At 70.8% G+C, this 18,492-nt stretch carries 16 protein-coding genes and 1 pseudogene; 2 read left to right on the forward strand and 15 right to left on the reverse strand.

The features are described 5' to 3' along the window. Nucleotides 1-4: 4 nt before the first annotated feature. Both AAFF41_RS11000 and pyrR read right to left on the reverse strand, forming a co-directional pair. Nucleotides 5-982 (reverse strand): aspartate carbamoyltransferase catalytic subunit, encoded by a 978-nt coding sequence (locus tag AAFF41_RS11000; RefSeq protein ID WP_054233976.1) that lies wholly within the window; start codon nucleotides 980-982, stop codon nucleotides 5-7. A gap of 95 nt (nucleotides 983-1,077) precedes the next feature. Beyond that, entirely contained in the window at nucleotides 1,078-1,668 is a 591-nt protein-coding gene (pyrR, locus tag AAFF41_RS11005) for a bifunctional pyr operon transcriptional regulator/uracil phosphoribosyltransferase PyrR (protein WP_054233975.1), read from the reverse strand. A gap of 253 nt (nucleotides 1,669-1,921) precedes the next feature. Here pyrR and bldD point away from each other — a divergent pair, with 253 nt between their 5' ends. Further along, nucleotides 1,922-2,422: a transcriptional regulator BldD gene (gene bldD / locus AAFF41_RS11010; protein WP_037621142.1), complete on the forward strand. Its 501-nt coding sequence runs from the start codon at nucleotides 1,922-1,924 to the stop codon at nucleotides 2,420-2,422. A gap of 373 nt (nucleotides 2,423-2,795) precedes the next feature. On the opposite strand, the gene nusB is transcribed toward bldD, so the two are convergent. The 13 genes from nusB to AAFF41_RS11075 all read right to left on the reverse strand — a co-directional run bounded on the left by nusB (nucleotide 2,796) and on the right by AAFF41_RS11075 (nucleotide 16,124). Then, a complete protein-coding gene (gene nusB / locus AAFF41_RS11015; protein WP_067366002.1) occupies nucleotides 2,796-3,230 on the reverse strand; it encodes a transcription antitermination factor NusB in 435 nt (144 codons plus the stop codon). A 2-nt stretch (nucleotides 3,231-3,232) separates the two neighbouring features. Further along, nucleotides 3,233-3,799, reverse strand: coding sequence for an elongation factor P (gene efp / locus AAFF41_RS11020; RefSeq protein WP_010988257.1), 567 nt, complete (start codon nucleotides 3,797-3,799; stop codon nucleotides 3,233-3,235). 58 nt (nucleotides 3,800-3,857) lie between these two features. Next, nucleotides 3,858-4,964 (reverse strand): M24 family metallopeptidase, encoded by a 1,107-nt coding sequence (locus tag AAFF41_RS11025; protein ID WP_319745127.1) that lies wholly within the window; start codon nucleotides 4,962-4,964, stop codon nucleotides 3,858-3,860. 406 nt (nucleotides 4,965-5,370) lie between these two features. Next, nucleotides 5,371-6,243: a Pro-rich N-terminal domain-containing protein gene (locus AAFF41_RS11030; protein ID WP_319745125.1), complete on the reverse strand. Its 873-nt coding sequence runs from the start codon at nucleotides 6,241-6,243 to the stop codon at nucleotides 5,371-5,373. A 220-nt stretch (nucleotides 6,244-6,463) separates the two neighbouring features. Continuing rightward, nucleotides 6,464-7,555: a 3-dehydroquinate synthase gene (gene aroB, locus AAFF41_RS11035; protein WP_319745122.1), complete on the reverse strand. Its 1,092-nt coding sequence runs from the start codon at nucleotides 7,553-7,555 to the stop codon at nucleotides 6,464-6,466. Next, the gene (locus AAFF41_RS11040) at nucleotides 7,552-8,070 is read right to left on the reverse strand and encodes a shikimate kinase (protein ID WP_319745120.1); all 519 of its coding nucleotides are present in this window, start codon (nucleotides 8,068-8,070) and stop codon (nucleotides 7,552-7,554) included. Before AAFF41_RS11040 ends, aroB begins: the two co-directional genes overlap by 4 nt. Continuing rightward, entirely contained in the window at nucleotides 8,067-9,251 is a 1,185-nt protein-coding gene (gene aroC / locus AAFF41_RS11045; RefSeq protein WP_054233969.1) for a chorismate synthase, read from the reverse strand. The genes AAFF41_RS11040 and aroC overlap by 4 nt, the downstream gene beginning before the upstream one ends. A gap of 178 nt (nucleotides 9,252-9,429) precedes the next feature. Beyond that, complete coding sequence (locus AAFF41_RS11050; RefSeq protein ID WP_343323904.1) at nucleotides 9,430-10,269, reverse strand: shikimate dehydrogenase; 840 nt, start codon at nucleotides 10,267-10,269, stop codon at nucleotides 9,430-9,432. Continuing rightward, on the reverse strand, nucleotides 10,250-12,031 hold the full coding sequence (gene mltG / locus AAFF41_RS11055; RefSeq protein ID WP_343323905.1) for an endolytic transglycosylase MltG: 1,782 nt from the start codon (nucleotides 12,029-12,031) through the stop codon (nucleotides 10,250-10,252). Before mltG ends, AAFF41_RS11050 begins: the two co-directional genes overlap by 20 nt. A 122-nt stretch (nucleotides 12,032-12,153) precedes the next feature. Then, nucleotides 12,154-12,618, reverse strand: coding sequence for a Holliday junction resolvase RuvX (ruvX, locus tag AAFF41_RS11060; RefSeq protein ID WP_319745307.1), 465 nt, complete (start codon nucleotides 12,616-12,618; stop codon nucleotides 12,154-12,156). Nucleotides 12,619-12,656: 38 nt separating this feature from the next. Beyond that, nucleotides 12,657-15,329 carry an alanine--tRNA ligase gene (gene alaS, locus AAFF41_RS11065; RefSeq protein ID WP_343323906.1) on the reverse strand — a complete coding sequence of 891 codons (2,673 nt, stop codon included), beginning with the start codon at nucleotides 15,327-15,329 and terminating at the stop codon, nucleotides 12,657-12,659. Further along, complete coding sequence (locus AAFF41_RS11070) at nucleotides 15,329-15,673, reverse strand: DUF6167 family protein (protein WP_054233965.1); 345 nt, start codon at nucleotides 15,671-15,673, stop codon at nucleotides 15,329-15,331. The genes alaS and AAFF41_RS11070 overlap by 1 nt, the downstream gene beginning before the upstream one ends. A gap of 7 nt (nucleotides 15,674-15,680) precedes the next feature. Continuing rightward, nucleotides 15,681-16,124: a DUF948 domain-containing protein gene (locus AAFF41_RS11075; protein ID WP_075027554.1), complete on the reverse strand. Its 444-nt coding sequence runs from the start codon at nucleotides 16,122-16,124 to the stop codon at nucleotides 15,681-15,683. Between the two features lie 203 nt (nucleotides 16,125-16,327). On the opposite strand from AAFF41_RS11075, the pseudogene AAFF41_RS11080 reads away from it, so the two are divergent. Then, nucleotides 16,328-18,486, forward strand: a pseudogene (locus AAFF41_RS11080) (ATP-binding protein). Nucleotides 18,487-18,492: the final 6 nt, after the last annotated feature.

Genomic DNA, 18,492 nt, shown 5'->3' on the forward strand with positions numbered 1-18,492 from the left:
GTTCTTACTTCTCCTCGGTACGGGTGTGGGTGACGGCGGGCTCGTTGCCGCCCAGGAGCAGGTAGAGCACGGCCATGCGGATCGAGACGCCGTTCGCGACCTGCTCGACGACGGTGCAGCGGTCGGAGTCGGCGACCTCGGCGGTGATCTCCATGCCGCGGACCATCGGACCGGGGTGCATCACGATGGCGTGCTCGGGCATCTTCGCCATGCGGTCGCCGTCGAGGCCGTAGCGCCGCGAGTACTCGCGCTCGGTCGGGAAGAACGCCGCGTTCATCCGCTCGCGCTGGACGCGCAGCATCATCACCGCGTCGGACTTGGAGAGGGTGCTGTCGAGGTCGTAGGAGATCTCGCAGGGCCAGGACTCCACGCCGACCGGCACCAGGGTGGGCGGGGCGACGAGGGTGACCTCGGCGCCGAGGGTGTGCAGCAGGTCGACGTTGGAGCGGGCGACCCGGCTGTGCAGGACGTCGCCGACGATCGTGATGCGCTTGCCGGACAGGTCCTGGCCGATCCCGGCGTCGCGGCCGACCAGGCGGCGACGCATGGTGAAGGCGTCGAGCAGGGCCTGCGTGGGGTGCTGGTGGGTGCCGTCACCCGCGTTGATGACGGCGGCGTCGATCCAGCCGGAGGTGGCGAGCCGGTACGGGGCTCCGGAGGCGCCGTGCCGGATGACGACGGCGTCGACGCCCATGGCTTCGAGGGTCTGGGCGGTGTCCTTCAGGGACTCCCCCTTGGACACCGAGGACCCCTTGGCGGTGAAGTTGATGACGTCCGCGGAGAGGCGCTTCTCGGCGGCCTCGAAGGAGATCCGGGTACGGGTCGAGTCCTCGAAGAAGAGGTTGACGACGGTGCGGCCGCGCAGGGTCGGCAGCTTTTTGATCGGCCGGTCGGCGACCCGGGCCATCTCCTCGGCGGTGTCGAGGATCAGGACGGCGTCGTCGCGGGTGAGGTCGGCGGCCGAGATGAGATGACGCTGCATCTGTCAGGCTCCGTAAGGCAGTTCAGGAGAATTCGGGCAGGCGGGCGCGCGAGGAGCGCACTCGGGGGCGTACGGCGGTGACGTACTCCGGAGTGCTACTGCTGTGCGTCCGGGGAGGTCCGCTTCGCACCGAGCAGCACGGTGTCGCGACCGTCCTCCTCGGCGAGCTGGACCTTGACCGTCTCCCGCAACGACGTGGGGAGGTTCTTGCCGACGTAGTCGGCGCGGATGGGCAGTTCGCGGTGGCCGCGGTCGACGAGGACCGCGAGCTGCACGGCGCGCGGTCGGCCGATGTCGTTCAGCGCGTCGAGCGCGGCGCGGATGGTGCGGCCGGAGAAGAGCACGTCGTCGACGAGGACGACCAGGCGGCCGTCGATGCCGTCACCGGGGATCTCGGTGCGGGCCAGCGCACGCGGCGGGTGCATGCGCAGGTCGTCGCGGTACATGGTGATGTCGAGCGAGCCGACCGGGATCTTGCGATCGGTGATCTCTTCGAGCTTGTCGGCCAGTCTGCGGGCCAGGAAGACGCCCCGGGTCGGAATGCCGAGGAGCACCACGTCGTCGGCGCCCTTGGCGCGTTCGACGATCTCGTGGGCGATGCGGGTCAGCACCCGCGCGATGTCGGGGGCTTCCAGAACGGGCCGCGCGTCGGCTTCGTACTGCTGCTTGTCCTGCTCGGTGTCCATACGAAACGGACCTCCTTCTCCGCCTCACGGGACGGATCATTAAAGGACGTCGGATTTGCGCCATCCACGGTACCAGCCCGGCAACGCGCCTGATCACCACCCCGTGGGCCACCGCCGGTGACTCCCGCGCGAAGGTCGGTCCGGACCATTCGGCTTGACGGGGGAGAGTAACGCTGCGTAACCTCACAGTGAGTCACCAGAGTCACCAGCCGCGCGGCGGAGCCGCACGTTGATACAGCGTCCGGGGAGCTATATGTCCAGCGAATACGCCAAACAGCTCGGGGCCAAGCTCCGGGCCATCCGCACCCAGCAGGGCCTTTCCCTCCACGGAGTCGAGGAGAAGTCACAGGGACGCTGGAAGGCGGTCGTGGTCGGGTCGTACGAGCGCGGCGACCGCGCCGTCACCGTGCAGCGCCTCGCCGAACTCGCGGATTTCTACGGGGTTCCCGTGCAGGAGCTGCTGCCCGGCACCACTCCTGGCGGAGCCGCCGAGCCGCCGCCGAAGCTCGTCCTCGACCTGGAGCGGCTGGCCCACGTGCCGGCCGAAAAGGCGGGTCCGCTGCAGCGCTACGCCGCGACGATCCAGTCCCAGCGCGGTGACTACAACGGCAAGGTGCTGTCGATCCGCCAGGACGACCTGCGCACCCTCGCCGTCATCTACGACCAGTCGCCCTCGGTCCTCACCGAGCAGCTGATCAGCTGGGGCGTGCTGGACGCGGACGCGCGCCGCGCCGTCGCCCACGACGAGGGCTGATCCCTTCGGGGAGTTCAGCAGAAACGTGCCGCCGGGGTGGCCGGAACCATGTGTTCCGGCCACCTCGGCGGCTGTGTGCGGGCCTCGGGAGCCAGCTGGGTACGAGAACGCCGGAGGGCCCGCAGCGGACGTGCTGCGGGCCCTCCGGCGTTCTCGTACGTCGTCTGCGGGCGCGTACGGACCATCGGCGCCGTACGCGCCAGGTCCTGTCGTCGAATTCCCGTCCGCCCGGAGGGCGGGCCCTGCGGCGTCAGGTGCGTGCTCTCGGGGTGCCGGGCACCGGCCCTCGTACTGGATGTACTCGGGTCGGTGCCCGGTGCGGCGAGAGTGCGTGCATGGCGTCGCGGGGCAGACGGGAATTCGACGACAGGGCCTAGGCCTCGTCGCGGCGCAGCGACGGCTTCAGGTCCTTCAGACGGCCCAGCAGGCCGTTCACGAACGAGGGCGACTCGTCCGTGGAGAACTCCTTCGCCAACTGCACCGCCTCGTCGAGGACCACGGCGTCGGGGGTCCCGTCGACCCAGATCAGCTCGTAGGCGCCGAGGCGCAGGATGTTGCGGTCGACGACCGGCATCCTGTCCAGCGTCCAGTCGACGGCGTAGGTCGCGATGAGCTCGTCGATCCGCTTCGCCTTGGTGGCGTAGCCCTCGACCAGCTCCATCGTGTACTCGCTGACCGGCGGCTGCCGGGTGTCGGTCCGGGAGTGCCGGATCCAGTCCGCGAGGACCGTCAGGACGTCCACGCCGCGCTGGTCGCCCTCGAAGAGGATCTGGAAGGCGCGCTTGCGGGCCGTGTTGCGGGCAGCCACGGTTAGCTGTTCACCCGGCCGAGGTAGTCGCTCGTGCGGGTGTCGACCTTGATCTTCTCACCGGTGGTGATGAAGAGCGGGACCTGGATCTGGTGACCGGTCTCCAGGGTGGCGGGCTTGGTGCCGCCGGTGGAGCGGTCGCCCTGGACACCCGGCTCGGTCTCCTGGATGACGAGCTCGACGGCGGCCGGCAGCTCGACGAAGAGCACCTCGCCCTCGTGCTGCGCCACGGTGGCGGTGAAGCCCTCGATCAGGAAGTTGGCGGCGTCGCCGACGGACTTGCGGTCGACCATCAGCTGGTCGTACGTGTCCATGTCCATGAAGACGAAGTACTCGCCGTCCATGTACGAGAACTGCATGTCGCGCTTGTCGATCGTGGCCGTCTCGACCTTGACGCCGGCGTTGAACGTCTTGTCGACGACCTTGCCGGAGAGCACGTTCTTCAGCTTGGTGCGCACGAAGGCCGGGCCCTTGCCGGGCTTGACGTGCTGGAACTCGACGACGGACCAGAGCTGGCCTCCGTCGAGCTTGAGCACCAGGCCGTTCTTGAGGTCGTTCGTGGAAGCCACGGTTGCGGAATCTCCTGGACTGACGTGGACGACCCCGGGACACGCGCGTAGCGATTGGCTACAGCGCGAGCAGTTCCTTGGTCGTGATGGTGAGTAGCTCGGGTCCGCCGTCCGCCTCGGGGCGTACGACGAGCGTGTCATCGATCCTGACACCGCCCCGGCCCGGGAGGTGGACCCCCGGTTCGACGGTGACCGGCACGCAAGTGTCCAGTTTACCCATGGCCGCGGGGGCCAGCTGCGGGTCCTCGTCGATTTCGAGCCCCACACCGTGCCCGGTCAGTGCGGGAAGGCCCTCCGTGTGGCCCGCGGAGTCGAGCACCTGGCGTGCGGCCCGGTCCACGTCACGGTAGGCGGCGCCGGGTACCAGCGCCTCGCGTCCGGCCCGCTGGGCGGCGAAGACGAGGTCGTACAACTCGATCTGCCAGTCGGCGGGCGAGGTGCCGATCACAAAGGTACGGCCGATTTCACAGCGGTAGCCGCGGTAGGTCGCGCCGAGGCATACGGAAAGGAAATCTCCTTCCTCGACGCGCCGGTCGGTGGGCCGGTGCCCGCGCCGCCCGGAGTTCGGGCCGGTGCCGACGGAGGTCGCGAAGGCGGGGCCGTCGGCACCGTGGTCGACCAGCCGGCGCTCCAGCTCCAGCGCGAGATGCCGCTCGGTTCGGCCGACGAGGATCGATTCGAGGAGCTCCCCGAGCGCCTGGTCGGCGATCTCGGCGCCGATCCGCAGACAGGAGATCTCCTCCTCGTCCTTGATCACCCGCAACTGCTCCACCGCACCGCCCAGGTCGGCGAGACGCAGCCCGGGTGCCACCGAGCCGATGGCCCGGTGCCGGGTCACGGTGAGGTGGTGCTCCTCGACCGCCAGGGAGTCGGCGCCCTGGGCGATGGCTGCGTCGGCGGCGGCGACCGCCGCGTCGCCCCCGGCGCGCGGCAGCACCTGCACGCGCAGCGCCTCGTCGGGACGCCCCTCGTCGGCCTCGCCGCTCGGCGGAGCGCCGCAGAGCAGCAGGTCCTCACTGCTGCCCACCAGGAGGACGGCACCGCGCGGGACCGCGCCCGCGAGGTACCTCACGTTGGCCGGGCGGGTGACGAGCGCCGTCGCGCTGCCGCCCGCCGCGCAGCGCTCCCGAAGCCGCTCGCGTCGCGCCGCGTACACCTCTGACATAAATCGAGCCTACGAGCGTCGACGCGATGTCGCCGTTCCAGCGGGGCCGGATGGGCGGTAGGCGGTCGCCGGTGAGAGGGAGGCACCGCGGGCGGGGGCCAGGGGGCTGGTTCCGCGACTGCGATCAGCGGGCCCGACAGGCGGCGCGACCTGACTCGTGGGGCGGCGCCCCAGAGGGCCGACACGTCGGAGGCAAGTACCCGGGCGGTAGTCCTGGGTGCCGTCGGCCGCGCTGCACCCCCGCCTGGGGCGCGGCGCGCGCCGCGCCATGGCGGTCCGGACATGGGCGGGGGCGACACCAAGGATGCGGCCCCCCGACGGAGTCACCGACGACGCTGTGCCGCCGGCCGCCCGGCGCTCCTCCACCGATGCCGTGCGGCCGACGGGTTACGCCGGTGCCGCGGGGCTACCACTGCGGTGGGCTCGCGATGGAGCGGGCGAGGACCTCGTCCAGGACGCGGGCCGTGGACGGGACGTCGAGCTGGGAGTTGTCGATGATGGGGAGCCCGGAGCCGTACCAGCCGGCCATCCGGCCGTGGATACGGGCGACTTCCTCGTCGGTCAGGCGGCGGTTTCCGGAGCGCTCGGCGTTGCGCTCCAGGACTATCTCCAGGCCCGGCAACAACACCACGGGCAGCAACCCCGGCCCGACGTGTCGCTTCCAGCCGCCGAGGCCGACGACCGGGCGGTCCGGGAAGACCGCGTCGTCGAGGATGCAGGAGATGCCGTTCGCCAGGAAGTTCCGCGCGGCGAAGCCGCAGGTGCGGCGGGCCAGGCGGTACTGCGCCTCCGAATGGTCGTTCCACCCCGACTGCGGATCGGCGAAGCCCGAGCGCACCCATTCCCGTACGTCGTCGAGGCTGATGTGGGCGGTCGGCACCCGGCGGTGGTCCGCCCAGTACTTGGCGACGCTCGTCTTGCCCGCACCCGCGGGCCCGATGAGCAGCACGGCGAGGGTGGTCGCCGCGGGGTCGGGAGCGCCCGGGGCGCTGGGCATGGCGACCGGGCCGCCCGGGGGCAGCTGCACATGGCCCGTCGTGTCGGGGATCGGCGCCGCGGGGGCGTGCTGCGGGGGCGCGGGATGCGGCAGGTGCGAGGGGGGCGCCGGATGTCCCGGCGGCGGACCGGTGAAGCCGGGGGCGGGTGGGCTGGTGGGCGCCGGACCGGCGGGGCCGCCCGGGTGTCCCGGGTGCTGTGCGGTCGGCGACCAGCCGTCGGCGGCGGGTCCTTGCCCCGGCTGGTGGGGCGGCGGCAGCGGAGCCCCCACTGCGTGCTGCATCCGGTGCCACTCCGTCTCGTGAATCTCTTCGCCCATTCGCTCGCGGCAGGCGATCGACGCCGCGAGCGGAGCCTCCCGCTCTCCCCCACAGCCTGAAGGGCGCGGGAGGGATCCCCACCGAACGGTACCTTCCCCGGCCGTCGTTGTGTGAACGGCCGGGGAAGCCGGGGAGTGCCCATGAACGGAGGGCAAACAGGGCCAAGTAGGGGCCCGTTGGGAGCTACTCCCCCACTTCGCCGTAAGCCGCGAGGAGCACCGCCGGGTCGGGGCCCTCCAGGACGGTCGGCTTGGCCAGCCCGTCGAGAACGATGAAGCGCAGCAGATTGCCGCGGGACTTCTTGTCGACCTTCATGTTCTCCAGCAGCTTGGGCCACTGGTCGTAGCGGTAACTGAGCGGGAGGCCGACGGACTCCAGGATCGTGCGGTGGCGGTCGGCCGTCGCGTCGTCCAGACGGCCCGCCAGTCGGCCGAGTTCGGCGGCGAAGTGCATGCCGACGGAGACGGCCGCGCCGTGCCGCCACTTGTAGCGCTCGTTCTTCTCGATGGCGTGCGCGAGGGTGTGGCCGTAGTTGAGGATCTCGCGCAGCCCCGACTCCTTGAGGTCGCCGGAGACGACCTCGGCCTTCACCTTGATGGAACGCTCGATGAGCTCCGCGGTGTGCGGGCCCGCGGGCGTCCGCGCCGCCTCGGGGTCGGACTCGATGAGCTCGAGGATCACCGGGTCGGCGATGAAGCCGGCCTTGATGATCTCGGCGAGCCCGGAGACGAAGTCGTTGACCGGCAGCGAGTCGAGCGAGGCCAGGTCGCAGAGCACGCCCGCGGGCGGGTGGAAGGAGCCGACGAGGTTCTTGCCCTCGGCGGTGTTGATGCCGGTCTTGCCGCCGACCGCCGCGTCCACCATGCCGAGCACGGTGGTGGGAACGGCGATCCACCGCACCCCGCGCAGCCAGGTCGCCGCGACGAACCCGGCGAGGTCGGTGGTGGCGCCGCCGCCCACGCCGACGATGACGTCGGTGCGGGTGAAGCCGGACTGGCCGAGCGCCTTCCAGCAGTAGGCGGCGACCTCCGCGGTCTTGGCCTCCTCCGCGTTGGGCACCTGGATGGCGACGGCCTCGAAGCCCTGTCCGGCCAGGTCGGCGCGGAGCGCGTCCCCGGTCTCGGCGAGCGCCTCGGGGTGGATGATCGCGACACGCTGGGCTCTGTCGCCGATCAACGCGCCCAGTTCACCGAGGAGTTGACGGCCCACCAGGACCTCGTACGGGTCGGTGCCCGCGGTGCCGCCGACCTGGATACGCGTCACTGCCTCGCTCATGCTTCCTTCAACTCCAGTGCGTCGAGGACGGCTTGGGCGACCTCTTCGGGGGTGCGGCCGTCGGTGGGCACGACCGCGCGGGCGACTTCTGTGTACAGGTGGCGGCGGGCCTCCATCAGCTCGCGCCACTGCCGGCGCGGGTTCACGGCGAGCAGCGGACGGGCCGCGTTCAGGCCGGTGCGCTGGACCGCCTCCTCGACGTCCATGGAGAGGTAGACGACCCGGTGCCCGGCGAGCAGCGCGCGGGTGTCGGCGTCGAGGATCGAGCCCCCACCCAGCGCCAGTACTCCCTCGTGCTCGGCCAGCGCCTTGCGCACGGCGCTCTTCTCGATGGCGCGGAAGGCCGGCTCACCCTCGTCGACGAAGATGTCGGCGATGGTGCGGCCCTGCTCGGCCACGATGTCGTCGTCCGTGTCGCGGTAGGCGCAGCCGAGCCGGGCCGCGACCAGCGCGCCGACGGTGGACTTGCCGACACCCATCGGCCCGACGAGGACGACCAGTGGTCCAGCGGTCACCGCACGACCAGGTTCTCGAGGTAGGACTCGACGTTGCGCCGCGTCTCGGGCACGCTGTCGCCGCCGAACTTCTCGGCCACCGCGTCCGCGAGGACGAGGGCGACCATGGCCTCGGCGACGATTCCGGCGGCCGGGACCGCACAGACGTCGGAGCGCTGGTGGTGGGCCTTGGCGGCCTCGCCGGTCGCGACGTCGATCGTGGCCAGCGCGCGCGGCACGGTCGCGATCGGCTTCATCGCGGCGCGTACGCGCAGCAGCTCGCCGGTGGTCAGACCGCCCTCGGTGCCGCCGGAGCGGCCGGAGGTGCGGCGGATGCCGTCCTCGGTGTGGACGATCTCGTCGTGGGCCTTGGAGCCGGGCACGCGGGCCAGTTCGAAGCCGTCGCCGACCTCGACGCCCTTGATCGCCTGGATGCCCATGAGCGCGGCCGCGAGCCGGGCGTCGAGGCGCCGGTCCCAGTGCACGTGCGAGCCGAGGCCCACCGGCACGCCGTACGCGAGCACCTCGACGACGCCGCCGAGCGTGTCGCCGTCCTTGTGGGCCTGGTCGATCTCCGCGACCATCGCCTTCGACGTGTCGGCGTCGAGGCAGCGCACCGGGTCGGCGTCGAGCTTCTCGACGTCCGAGGGCTTGGGGTAGACGCCGTACGGGGCCTTCGCCGCGGCCAGCTCGACGACGTGCGAGACGATCTCGATCCCGGCCGTCTCCTTCAGGTACGAACGGGCCACGGCGCCCAGCGCGACACGGGCCGCGGTCTCCCGGGCGGAGGCGCGCTCCAGGATCGGCCGGGCCTCGTCGAAGCCGTACTTCTGCATGCCCGCGAGGTCGGCGTGGCCGGGCCGGGGCCGGGTCAGCGGCGCGTTGCGGGCCACCTCCGCCAGCACCGACGGGTCGACCGGGTCGGCCGCCATGACCTGCTCCCACTTGGGCCACTCGGTGTTGCCGACCATGACGGCCACCGGCGAGCCGAGGGTGAGACCGTGCCGGACACCGCCCAGGAAGGTGACCTCGTCGCGCTCGAACTTCATCCGGGCACCGCGTCCATAGCCCAGGCGCCGCCGGGCGAGGTGGTCCGCCACCATCTCCGTGGTGATCGGCACGCCGGCGGGAAGGCCCTCCAGCGTCGCGACAAGTGCGGGACCGTGGGACTCCCCCGCGGTCAGCCAGCGCAACCTGCTCAACGGTGCTCCTCATGCTCGCGCCCTGGTACTGCTGCTGCGTACACGCGTCCTCGTGTACGGCGTCGGCGCGACCGGGTGCGCGGCCCGGGCCCGCCACCTCCGATCCTCCCACGTCCGGGCGCGGTGCCCCGCCGCAGGTCCATCAGGCGGGACGGCGCCCGGCCCGCCGCCGCGGTGCTCAGCGGCTCGCGAGGGCCAGCTCGCCCGCCTTCCGCATGGCGTCGAGGGGCGCCGGGGCGAGTCCGGTCATCCGCTCGACCTGGAGCACCGCCTGGTGCACGAGCAGGTCGAGTCCGCTGACCACGGCACCGCCGTAGCCCGACCAGCGGGCCGCGAGGTCGGTGGGCCACGGGTCGTACAGCACGTCGAAGAGCGTCGCGGGCCGTTCCGGGACGGCGGCGGACAGGGCGTCCGTCGTGCCCGCGGGGGTGGTGGCGATCACGAGCGGGGCGCGCAGGGCCTGCGCGGCGTGCGCCCAGTCCTGCGTACGGACCTCCACGTCGAGCCGCTCGCCCCACTGGCGCATCTCGGCGGCCCGCTCCGCGCTGCGGACGTAGGCGACGACCTCACCGGTGCAGATCCGGGCGAGCGCGGCCAGCGCGGAGGAGGCGGTGGCGCCCGCGCCGAGGATCGCGGCGGAGTCCACCTGCTCGATCCCGCGCTCGCGCAGCGCGGCGACCATCCCGGGGATGTCGGTGTTGTCGCCGACGCGACGGCCGTCCTCGGTGAACACGACCGTGTTGACGGCCTCGACCGAGGCCGCCGTCTCGCTGACCTCGTCGAGCAGCGGGATGACGGCCCGCTTGAGCGGCATGGTCAGCGACAGACCCGCCCACTCGGGACCCAGGTCCCCGAAGAAGCCCGGCAGCGCCGCCTCGTCGATCTCGAAACGGTCGTAGGACCAGTCGCCGAGTCCCAGCTCCCGGTACGCGGTGCGGTGCAGCACCGGGGAGAGGGAATGGGCGATCGGCGAGCCGAGTACCGCGGCCCTTCGGGCGTCAGTTGCCCGAGCTCTCATTGAACTTGTCCTTGAGCTTCTGGAATTCCGCATAGGTCTTGGCGAATTCGGTGTTGCTCTGACCGTCGGTCGCCACGAAATAGACCCAGCCGTCGCTGGTCGGGTTCAACGTCGCCTTGATCGCGTCGTCACCGGGGTTGCCGATCGGTCCGGGGGGCAGCCCCTTCCGCGTATAGGTGTTGTACGGGTCCTTGTTGCTGTTGATCTCGGACTCGCTGATGTGGATGTTGCTCTGGCCCTTCAGGTAATTGAACGTCGAGTCGAACTGGAGCAGCCTGTTGGTCTCCGTGTTCGTGGTCTTGAGACGGTTGTAGACCACCTCGGCCATCTTGCGGAAGTCGTCGTGCGTCTTGCCCTCGGCCTGGACGAGGCTCGCGACCGTGACGACCTGGAGCGGGTTCTGCAGGTTCAGTTCCTTGGCCTTGGCCGTGAGGTTGTACGCGGCGTACTTCTCCTTGGCCTGCGTCACCATCTGCTTCAGGATCGCCTCGGGCTTCATGCCCTTGGCGGCGGGGTAGGTCGCGGGGTAGAGGAATCCTTCCAGCGGATCCTTTATGTCCTTGCTGTCGTTCGCCCAGCTGGGAAGTCCGAAGGTCTTGTATTCCTTCTTGGCGATCTTTCCGGTGGTGCCGTCCGCGAGGTCGAGCTTCTTGTCGATCGCCTGATAGACAACGACGTTGCGCTGCCCAGGGGCGACGATCACGTTGTTCTGGCTCTTGGGATCGAGCATCAGCTTGACCGCGCTGGCAGCCGACATGCCCTTCCTCAGCACATACGCGCCCGCCTGGATGCTGTTCCCGTTGGGGTTGTTCTGCTGCGCGGACACGAAGGCGTCGATGCTCTTGACGACGCCGTTCTCCTTCAGCACCCGGGCGATCGCGAGGCCACCCGCGCCCTTGGGGATCTCGACCGTCACCTGGCCACTGCCTTCGCCCGCGAAGTCCGGAGCCGGGCCGAAACGATTTTGGTAGAACTGATACCCGAAATATCCGACACCGGCGATACCGCCGCCGAAGACCATGACCACGACCAGGCAGGCACAGCCACTGCGACGCTTCTTGCCCTTGTCGCCCTTGCCGCCGCGGCCCTTCCCGCTGCCGGCCTTCGGATCGTCGTCGTCGAGGTCGTCGTCGCCGCCGCCCGCGAAGAAGGCGTGTTCGCCCTGGTCGGGTCCCGGATCCCAGTCGATCTCCGGTTCGGGCTCGGCGCGGCGGCGGGCGGGCGGCTCCGGCGGCGGATACGCGTCGGGAGTGCCGTAGAAGTCGGGCTGCTCACCGGTGTACCCGGCGGCCTGGTTCCCGTACGGGTCGTTCGGGTCGGCGGCGTAGGTGACCTGGTGCTGCGCCCCGTTGTCCCAGCCACCGTCGTGGTACTGCTGCTGGTTCTGCCCGTTGTACTGCTGCTGACCCTGATCGACGTACTGCTGCTGCTCCTGGCCGGGGTACTGCTGCGGGTACCGCTGCTGCCCCTGACCGTGGAAGTGCTGCCGGCCCTGGTCGTGATACTGCTGGCCGCCCTGGCTCTCGTACTGCTGCTGGTTCTGGGCGCCGTACTGCTGCTCCTGGCCGTAGCCGCCCTGCTGGTCGGGGCTCCACTCACCGTACTGGGACTGCTGGTGCTGCGGCTGCTGCGGGTAGTGCTGCGGCTGGCCGCCGTAGGGGGACTGGCCGTCGGCGGCCTGCCCTCCCCATCCGCCGTCCCCGTACAACGGGTCCTCCGGATTCCACGGTTCGGAGCCTGCGCCCCGGCCATACTCAGTCATCGATCCCCTAGAGCCGCGAGGCGGTGGCTGCTGCCGCTGGTGGCTCGGCTCCCGTCCGCCTCTTCGCTGTGCGGTAGCTGTTCGAACACCACCACATCGCGCGGAACGTTACCGTATCGCGATCAGATGACCACTTCGACGCCCTCACCCGGTGCCTTCCCTGACGCCCGTTCGGACTCCAGAGCCTGCTGCAGGATGATGACGGCGGCTGCCTGATCGATGACAGACCTGCCCTTTTTGGACTTCACGCCCGACGCGCGTAGACCCTGACTGGCCGTCACTGTGGTCATCCTCTCGTCGAGGAGCCGGACGCCGACGGGCGCGATCGCCCGGGCCAGCTCCTGGGCGAAGGCGCGCACCTTCACGGCGGCGGGACCCTCGCCCCCCTTGAGGGAGCGAGGGAGCCCGACGACGACCTCGATCGGCTCGTACTCCTCGACAAGTTGCTTCAACCGGCGCTGAGCGGCCGGGACATCGCGCCCCGGCACGGTCTCGACCGGAGTCGCGAGGATCCCGTCGGGGTCGCACGAGGCGACCCCGATCCGGGCGTCCCCGACGTCGATCGCGAGCCGGCGGCCGCGGCGCATGCCCCGGCCGTCCCCGCTCCGCTGCTGATCGTCCGTGCTCACTTGGCCGTCTCGGCGACGAGCCGCTCGACCGCGTCGACGGCCTCGCCGATGGCGGCCGGGTTCTGGCCGCCGCCCTGGGCGACGTCCGGCTTGCCGCCACCGCCGCCGCCGAGGGTCTTGGCGGCCGTACGGACCAGGTCACCGGCCTTGAGGCCACGCTCGCGGGCGGCCTCGTTGGTGGCGATGACCGTGAGTGGCTTGCCGCCGGCGGTGGTGAACAGGGCCACGACGGCGGCCCGTCCGCCCTGGATGCGGCCGCGCACGTCGAGGACCAGCTTGCGCAGGTCGTCGGCGCTCGTGCCGTCCGGGACCTGGCCGGTGACCAGCGCCACACCGCGGACGTCCTTGGCGGACTCCACGAGACCGGCGGCGGCCTGCAGGACCTTCTCCGCGCGGAACTTCTCGATCTCCTTCTCGGCGTCCTTCAGCTTGCCGAGCATGGCGGAGACCTTCTCCGGGAGCTCCTCGGGGCGGCCCTTGATCAGCTCCTGGATCTGGGCGACGACCGTGTGCTCGCGGGCGAGGAAGTTGTAGGCGTCGACGCCCACCAGGGCCTCGATACGCCGTACGCCGGAGCCGATCGAGGACTCGCCGAGCAACTTGACCAGGCCGAGCTGGGAGGTGTTGTGCACATGCGTGCCGCCGCACAGCTCCTTGGAGAAGTCGCCGATGGTCACGACGCGGACGCGCTCGCCGTACTTCTCGCCGAACTCGGCGATGGCGCCCTGCTTCTTGGCCTCGTCGAGGCTCAGGATCTCGGCGTGCACGTCCAGGTCACGGGCGAGCACCTCGTTGATCTTCTGCTCGACGTCGGTCATGACGGCCGTCGGAACGGCCGAGGGGGAACCGAAGTCGAAGCGGAAGCGGCCGGGCTGGTTCTCGGAACCGGCCTGGGCGGCCGTCGGACCGAGGGCGTCGCGCAGGGCCTGGTGGGTGAGGTGCGTGGCCGAGTGGGCGCGGGCGATGGCCGTCCGGCGACGGGAGTCGATGGTGGCCTGGGCCTGGGCACCGACGGTGACCTCGCCGACCTGGACGACGCCCTTGTGGACGTACACACCGGGGACGGGCTTCTGGCAGTCGCGGATCTCGATGACGGCACCGGTGTCGACCTTGATGCGGCCGGTGTCACCGATCTGACCGCCGCCCTCGGCGTAGAACGGGGTGCGGTCGAGGACGATCTCGACCTCGTCGCCCTCGGTGGCGGCGGGCGAGGAGACACCGTCGACCAGGATGCCGACGATCCGCGACTCGCCGTCGGTCCGGTCGTAGCCGATGAACTCGGTCTCACCGGCGGCGTCGGCGATCTGACGGTAGGCGCCGAGGTCGGCGTGGCCCGTCTTCTTGGCCTGGGCGTCGGCCTTGGCCTTGTCCCGCTGCTCCTTCATCAGACGCCGGAAGCCGTCCTCGTCCACCGAAAGACCCTGCTCGGCGGCCATTTCGAGGGTGAGGTCGATCGGGAAGCCCCAGGTGTCGTGGAGCAGGAACGCCTTGTCGCCGGCGAGCACCGTGCCGCCGGACTCCTTGGTGTCCGTGATGGCCGTGTCGAGGATGTTCGTGCCGGCCTTCAGCGTCTTGAGGAAGGCGGCCTCCTCGGCGAGGGCCACGGTCTCGATGCGCTGCCGGTCGGTGACGAGCTCCGGGTACTGCTGGCCCATCATCTCGATCACGACGTCGATGAGGTCCTTGACGACCGGACCGGTGGCGCCGAGCAGCCGCATGTTGCGGATGGCGCGGCGCATGATGCGGCGCAGGACGTAGCCGCGGCCCTCGTTGCCGGGGCTCACGCCGTCGCCGATGAGCATCACGGAGGTGCGCATGTGGTCGGTGACCACGCGCAGCGAGACGTCCGAGTCGTGGGCGGCGCCGTACTCGACGCCCGTCAGCTCGGTGGCCTGCTTGATGACGGCCATGGAGGTGTCGATCTCGTACATGTTCTGCACGCCCTGCAGAATCATGGCGAGGCGTTCCATGCCGAGGCCGGTGTCGATGTTCTTGCTGGGCAGCTCGCCGAGGATCTCGAAGTCCTCCTTCGAGGTGCCCTCACCGCGCTCGTACTGCATGAAGACCAGGTTCCAGATCTCCACGTACCGCTCGTCGTTGACGGCCGGGCCGCCCTCGACGCCGAACTCGGGGCCCCGGTCGTAGTTGATCTCGGAACACGGGCCGCAGGGACCCGGGACGCCCATGGACCAGTAGTTGTCCTTCTTGCCCAGGCGCTGGATGCGCTCGGCCGGGACACCGATCTTGTCGCGCCAGATGGACTCGGCCTCGTCGTCGTCGAGGTAGACCGTGATCCACAGGCGCTCGGGGTCGAGCCCGTAACCACCCTTGTCCTGGGGCGAGGTGAGCAGCTCCCAGGCGTAGGTGATCGCGCCTTCCTTGAAGTAGTCACCGAAGGAGAAGTTGCCGCACATCTGGAAGAACGTGCCGTGCCGGGTGGTCTTGCCGACCTCTTCGATGTCGGGCGTACGCACGCACTTCTGCACGCTGGTGGCGCGCGACCACGGCGGCTTGACCTCACCGAGGAAGTACGGCTTGAAGGGCACCATGCCCGCGGGGACCAGGAGCAGAGTCGGGTCGTCCGCGATGAGCGACGCCGAGGGAACGACAGTGTGACCGCGCTCCTCGTAGAAGCTCAACCAGCGGCGGCGAATCTCGGCCGACTCCATCAGTGGTCCTCATTCCGGTTGTACGAGTACGTCGACCTCTCGACGTACGTCGGGTTCTTGCTGTGTTTCGGACTGTTCTCGATCGCGGCGACACGCCGGGGCGCGGGCAGCTCGGGGCGGTGATCGAGCCCGAGTGCCTCGCCGAGTTCGGCCTCCCGCTCGGCCATGCCGTCGCGGACGTCGAGCGCGAAGTCCTTGAGCCGGTGCCCGGCTTCGATCGCCTTGTTCGCGGCCTGGGCCGCGAGGCTCTCGGGGGTCAGCTGCTTGAGCTTGCGGTTGACCTTGGTGGTGGCCCACACACCCGCGGCTGCGCCGGCGGTGAACCAGAACGTACGGCGGAACATCGCTGCGTCAGTCCTTCTTCCGCTTTCCCCGTCGCGCGGACGGGACGGTGCGGCCCACGATCACGGTACGACGGGAGGCCTTGGGGGGCACATTGTCCTTGCGGCCGCCGATGGCCCGGCGGACGCCGTAGCCGAACGCCGCGACCTTCACCAGCGGGCCGCCGAAGGTGGACGCGACGGTCGTGGAGAGCGCCGACGCGTTCGAGGTGACCTCCTGGACGTCCGACGCGATGGCGTCGACCCGGTCGATCTGGGTCTGCGCGGAACGCACCGCCGCGGAGGCGTCGGCCAGCAGCGGGACAGCCTGGTCGGTCACGTCCGCCACGAGCTTGGTGGTCGCCCTGAGCGTCTGGGCCAGCCTCGCCAGTGCGACGGCGAGGAAGGAGACCAGGATCGCCCAGAAGACGGCCACCAGGATCCCGGCCACCTCTCCACCGGACACTGTTCGCACCCGCTCCCTAGTACATGCCTGCCAGTACGTGCCCGGACACCGTGTCTGATACCTGCCTGGACATCGTGTCCGAACATCAAAAAGTCGTCCCCCGAGCCTATCGCGCCGGGGCCGCCGCTCCGTACCGCATTACCGGCTGCCGGACCCGGAGTTGCGCGAAGTGATTGTACGGACCGCTTACGGGTCAGTACGCTCCGTGTCCCATGCGAGCTTCTGAGTGCTCCGACCGGTCCGCACCCGGCAATCTGCCCCTGGAACTCAACGCGTTCGTGGGGCGCACGGCCGAACTCGCACAGCTGGCGGAGGCGCTGGGGCAGGCCCGGCTGGTGACGGTGACGGGCATGGGCGGCGTGGGCAAGTCACGCCTCGCGGCACGGGCCGCGGCACACATCCGGCCGCGCGACGGATCATGGCGGGTGGAACTGGCCTCCGTGCACGATCCGCATCTCGTCGCGTACGCGCTCGTGGAGGCCCTCGCTCTGACGGACCACACGTCGAGGCCGCCCCGCGCACTGCTCCTCGACCATCTCGCCGAGCGTCAACTCCTGCTGGTCGTGGACGGGTTCGAGCATCTGGTGGACGCGTGCGCCGCGTTGCTGGGCGAGCTGCTGCGGCATGCGCCGGGGCTGCGGGTGCTCGCCGTGGGCCGCAGGCCGCTGGAGGTCGAGGGCGAGCTGCGCTTCCCGCTGGCCCCGCTGCCCGAGCGGGAGGCCGCGGAGCTGTTCACGGACCGGGCGGCGGCCCGGGTGCCCGGGTTCGCGCTGGACGACGGCAACCGGGCGGACGTCCTGGAGCTGTGCCGACGCCTGGACGGGATCCCGCTCGCCGTCGAGCTGGCCGCCGGCCGGCTGAGCGCCCTCTCGCCCGGGCAGTTGCTGTCCCGGCTCGACGACCGCTTCCGGCTGCTCACCGGCGGCGGGCGTGACGCCCTGCCGCGTCACCAGACGCTGCGGACGGCGATCGGCTGGAGCCATGAACTGTGCACGCCGGAGGAGCGGCTGCTGTGGTCGCGGCTCTCGGTGTTCGCCGGACCGTTCGACCTGGAGGCCGTCGAGTACGTGTGCAGCGGTGCCGGACTGTACGCCGACGACGTTCTCGACGTGCTGGGCGAGCTGCTCGCGCAGTCGGTGCTGGCGCGCGAGGAGACGGCGGCCGGCCTGCGCTACCGGATGCTGGACACGGTGCGGGCCTACGGCGCGGACTGGCTGGTGGCGGCGGGCGACGCGAGCCGGCTGCGCCGTCGCCACCGCGACTGGTACATGGGCCTGGCCACCTGGTGCGAGCTGGACTGGTTCTCGCCACGGCAGGGCGAGGTGGCCGCGCGCGTCGAGACGGAGCTGCCGAATCTGCGCTGCGCCCTGGAGTACAGCCTGACCGAGCCGGGCGAGACGCATCTGGGCCAGTACCTCGCGGGCAGCCTGTGGTTCTACTGGGTCGGCTGCGGCCGGCTGACGGAGGGGCGGCACTGGCTGGAGCGCGGGGTGGAGCTCGACAGCGACCGCGACCAGTCGCGGCTGAAGGCCCTGTGGGTGCTCGGCTACGTGGCGATCCTCCAGGGCGACATGGCGTCCGCGCTCACCGCGCTCCAGGAGTGCCGCGAGGAGGCCGAACGCACCGACAACCCCACTGCGATCGCCTACGCCGAGCACCGCACCGGCTGTCTGGCGCTGGTCGGCGACGACATGGCACGCGCGGAAACCCTGCTGCGCTCGGCGCTCGACCGCTACCACGCGATCGGCGAGCTCAACAGCAACGTGCTGATGGCCCAGGTGGAGCTGGCGATGGCACTGGCGTTCCGGGGCGATCTGCCGGGCGCGGTGCGGCTGTGCGAGGACGTCCGCCGGGTCTGCGAGGACCACGGGGAGCGCTGGGCGCTCGCCTACGCGCTGTATGTGCTGGCGTACGAGGCCCAGACCGCGGGCGATCCGGGGCGCGCCCGGGGGCTCCTGGAACAGAGCCTGGACATCGGGCACGCCTTCCACGACCTGCTCGGCACGGTCCTCGCGATCGAACTGCTGGCGCTGGTCACGGAGGCGGAGGGCGACCCGGCCGAGGCCGCGCTGCTGCAGGGGGCGGCGGCCCGGCTGTGGCCCTCGGTGGGCCTGCCGCTGTTCGGCTCGGCTTACTACAACGTGCCGCACGAGCGGTGCGAGGCCGGGGCCCGGCGGCGGCTGGGCGACGAGCGGTACGAGGAGTGCGTACGGGCGGGGTCTCGGCTCGGGCGGGAGGCGGCGGTGGCGCGGGCACTGCGGCGGCCCGGTCCCCGGCCGCTGGGTGCGGTGCCCTCGCCGCGCGGGCTGCCCCGGACACGCGGAAGCCCGCCGTCTCGCCCACCTCTAAGGGCGGGGAGACGACGGGCTGACGCGCA

The organism is Streptomyces mirabilis (assembly GCF_039503195.1).
Taxonomy (GTDB): domain Bacteria; phylum Actinomycetota; class Actinomycetes; order Streptomycetales; family Streptomycetaceae; genus Streptomyces; species Streptomyces mirabilis_D.

What these genes read in the sequence shown, in the direction of transcription:
- ruvX (WP_319745307.1), bottom strand. Translation starts at nt 12,618, where the DNA reads ATGCGCCGCGGCCGCCGGCTCGCGATCGACGTCGGGGACGCCCGGATC.
- AAFF41_RS11050 (WP_343323904.1), bottom strand. Translation starts at nt 10,269, where the DNA reads ATGAGAGCTCGGGCAACTGACGCCCGAAGGGCCGCGGTACTCGGCTCG.
- aroB (WP_319745122.1), bottom strand. Translation starts at nt 7,555, where the DNA reads ATGAGCGAGGCAGTGACGCGTATCCAGGTCGGCGGCACCGCGGGCACC.
- AAFF41_RS11030 (WP_319745125.1), bottom strand. Translation starts at nt 6,243, where the DNA reads ATGCAGCACGCAGTGGGGGCTCCGCTGCCGCCGCCCCACCAGCCGGGG.
- bldD (WP_037621142.1), top strand. Translation starts at nt 1,922, where the DNA reads ATGTCCAGCGAATACGCCAAACAGCTCGGGGCCAAGCTCCGGGCCATC.
- AAFF41_RS11025 (WP_319745127.1), bottom strand. Translation starts at nt 4,964, where the DNA reads ATGTCAGAGGTGTACGCGGCGCGACGCGAGCGGCTTCGGGAGCGCTGC.
- alaS (WP_343323906.1), bottom strand. Translation starts at nt 15,329, where the DNA reads ATGGAGTCGGCCGAGATTCGCCGCCGCTGGTTGAGCTTCTACGAGGAG.
- AAFF41_RS11070 (WP_054233965.1), bottom strand. Translation starts at nt 15,673, where the DNA reads ATGTTCCGCCGTACGTTCTGGTTCACCGCCGGCGCAGCCGCGGGTGTG.
- mltG (WP_343323905.1), bottom strand. Translation starts at nt 12,031, where the DNA reads ATGACTGAGTATGGCCGGGGCGCAGGCTCCGAACCGTGGAATCCGGAG.
- pyrR (WP_054233975.1), bottom strand. Translation starts at nt 1,668, where the DNA reads ATGGACACCGAGCAGGACAAGCAGCAGTACGAAGCCGACGCGCGGCCC.
- AAFF41_RS11000 (WP_054233976.1), bottom strand. Translation starts at nt 982, where the DNA reads ATGCAGCGTCATCTCATCTCGGCCGCCGACCTCACCCGCGACGACGCC.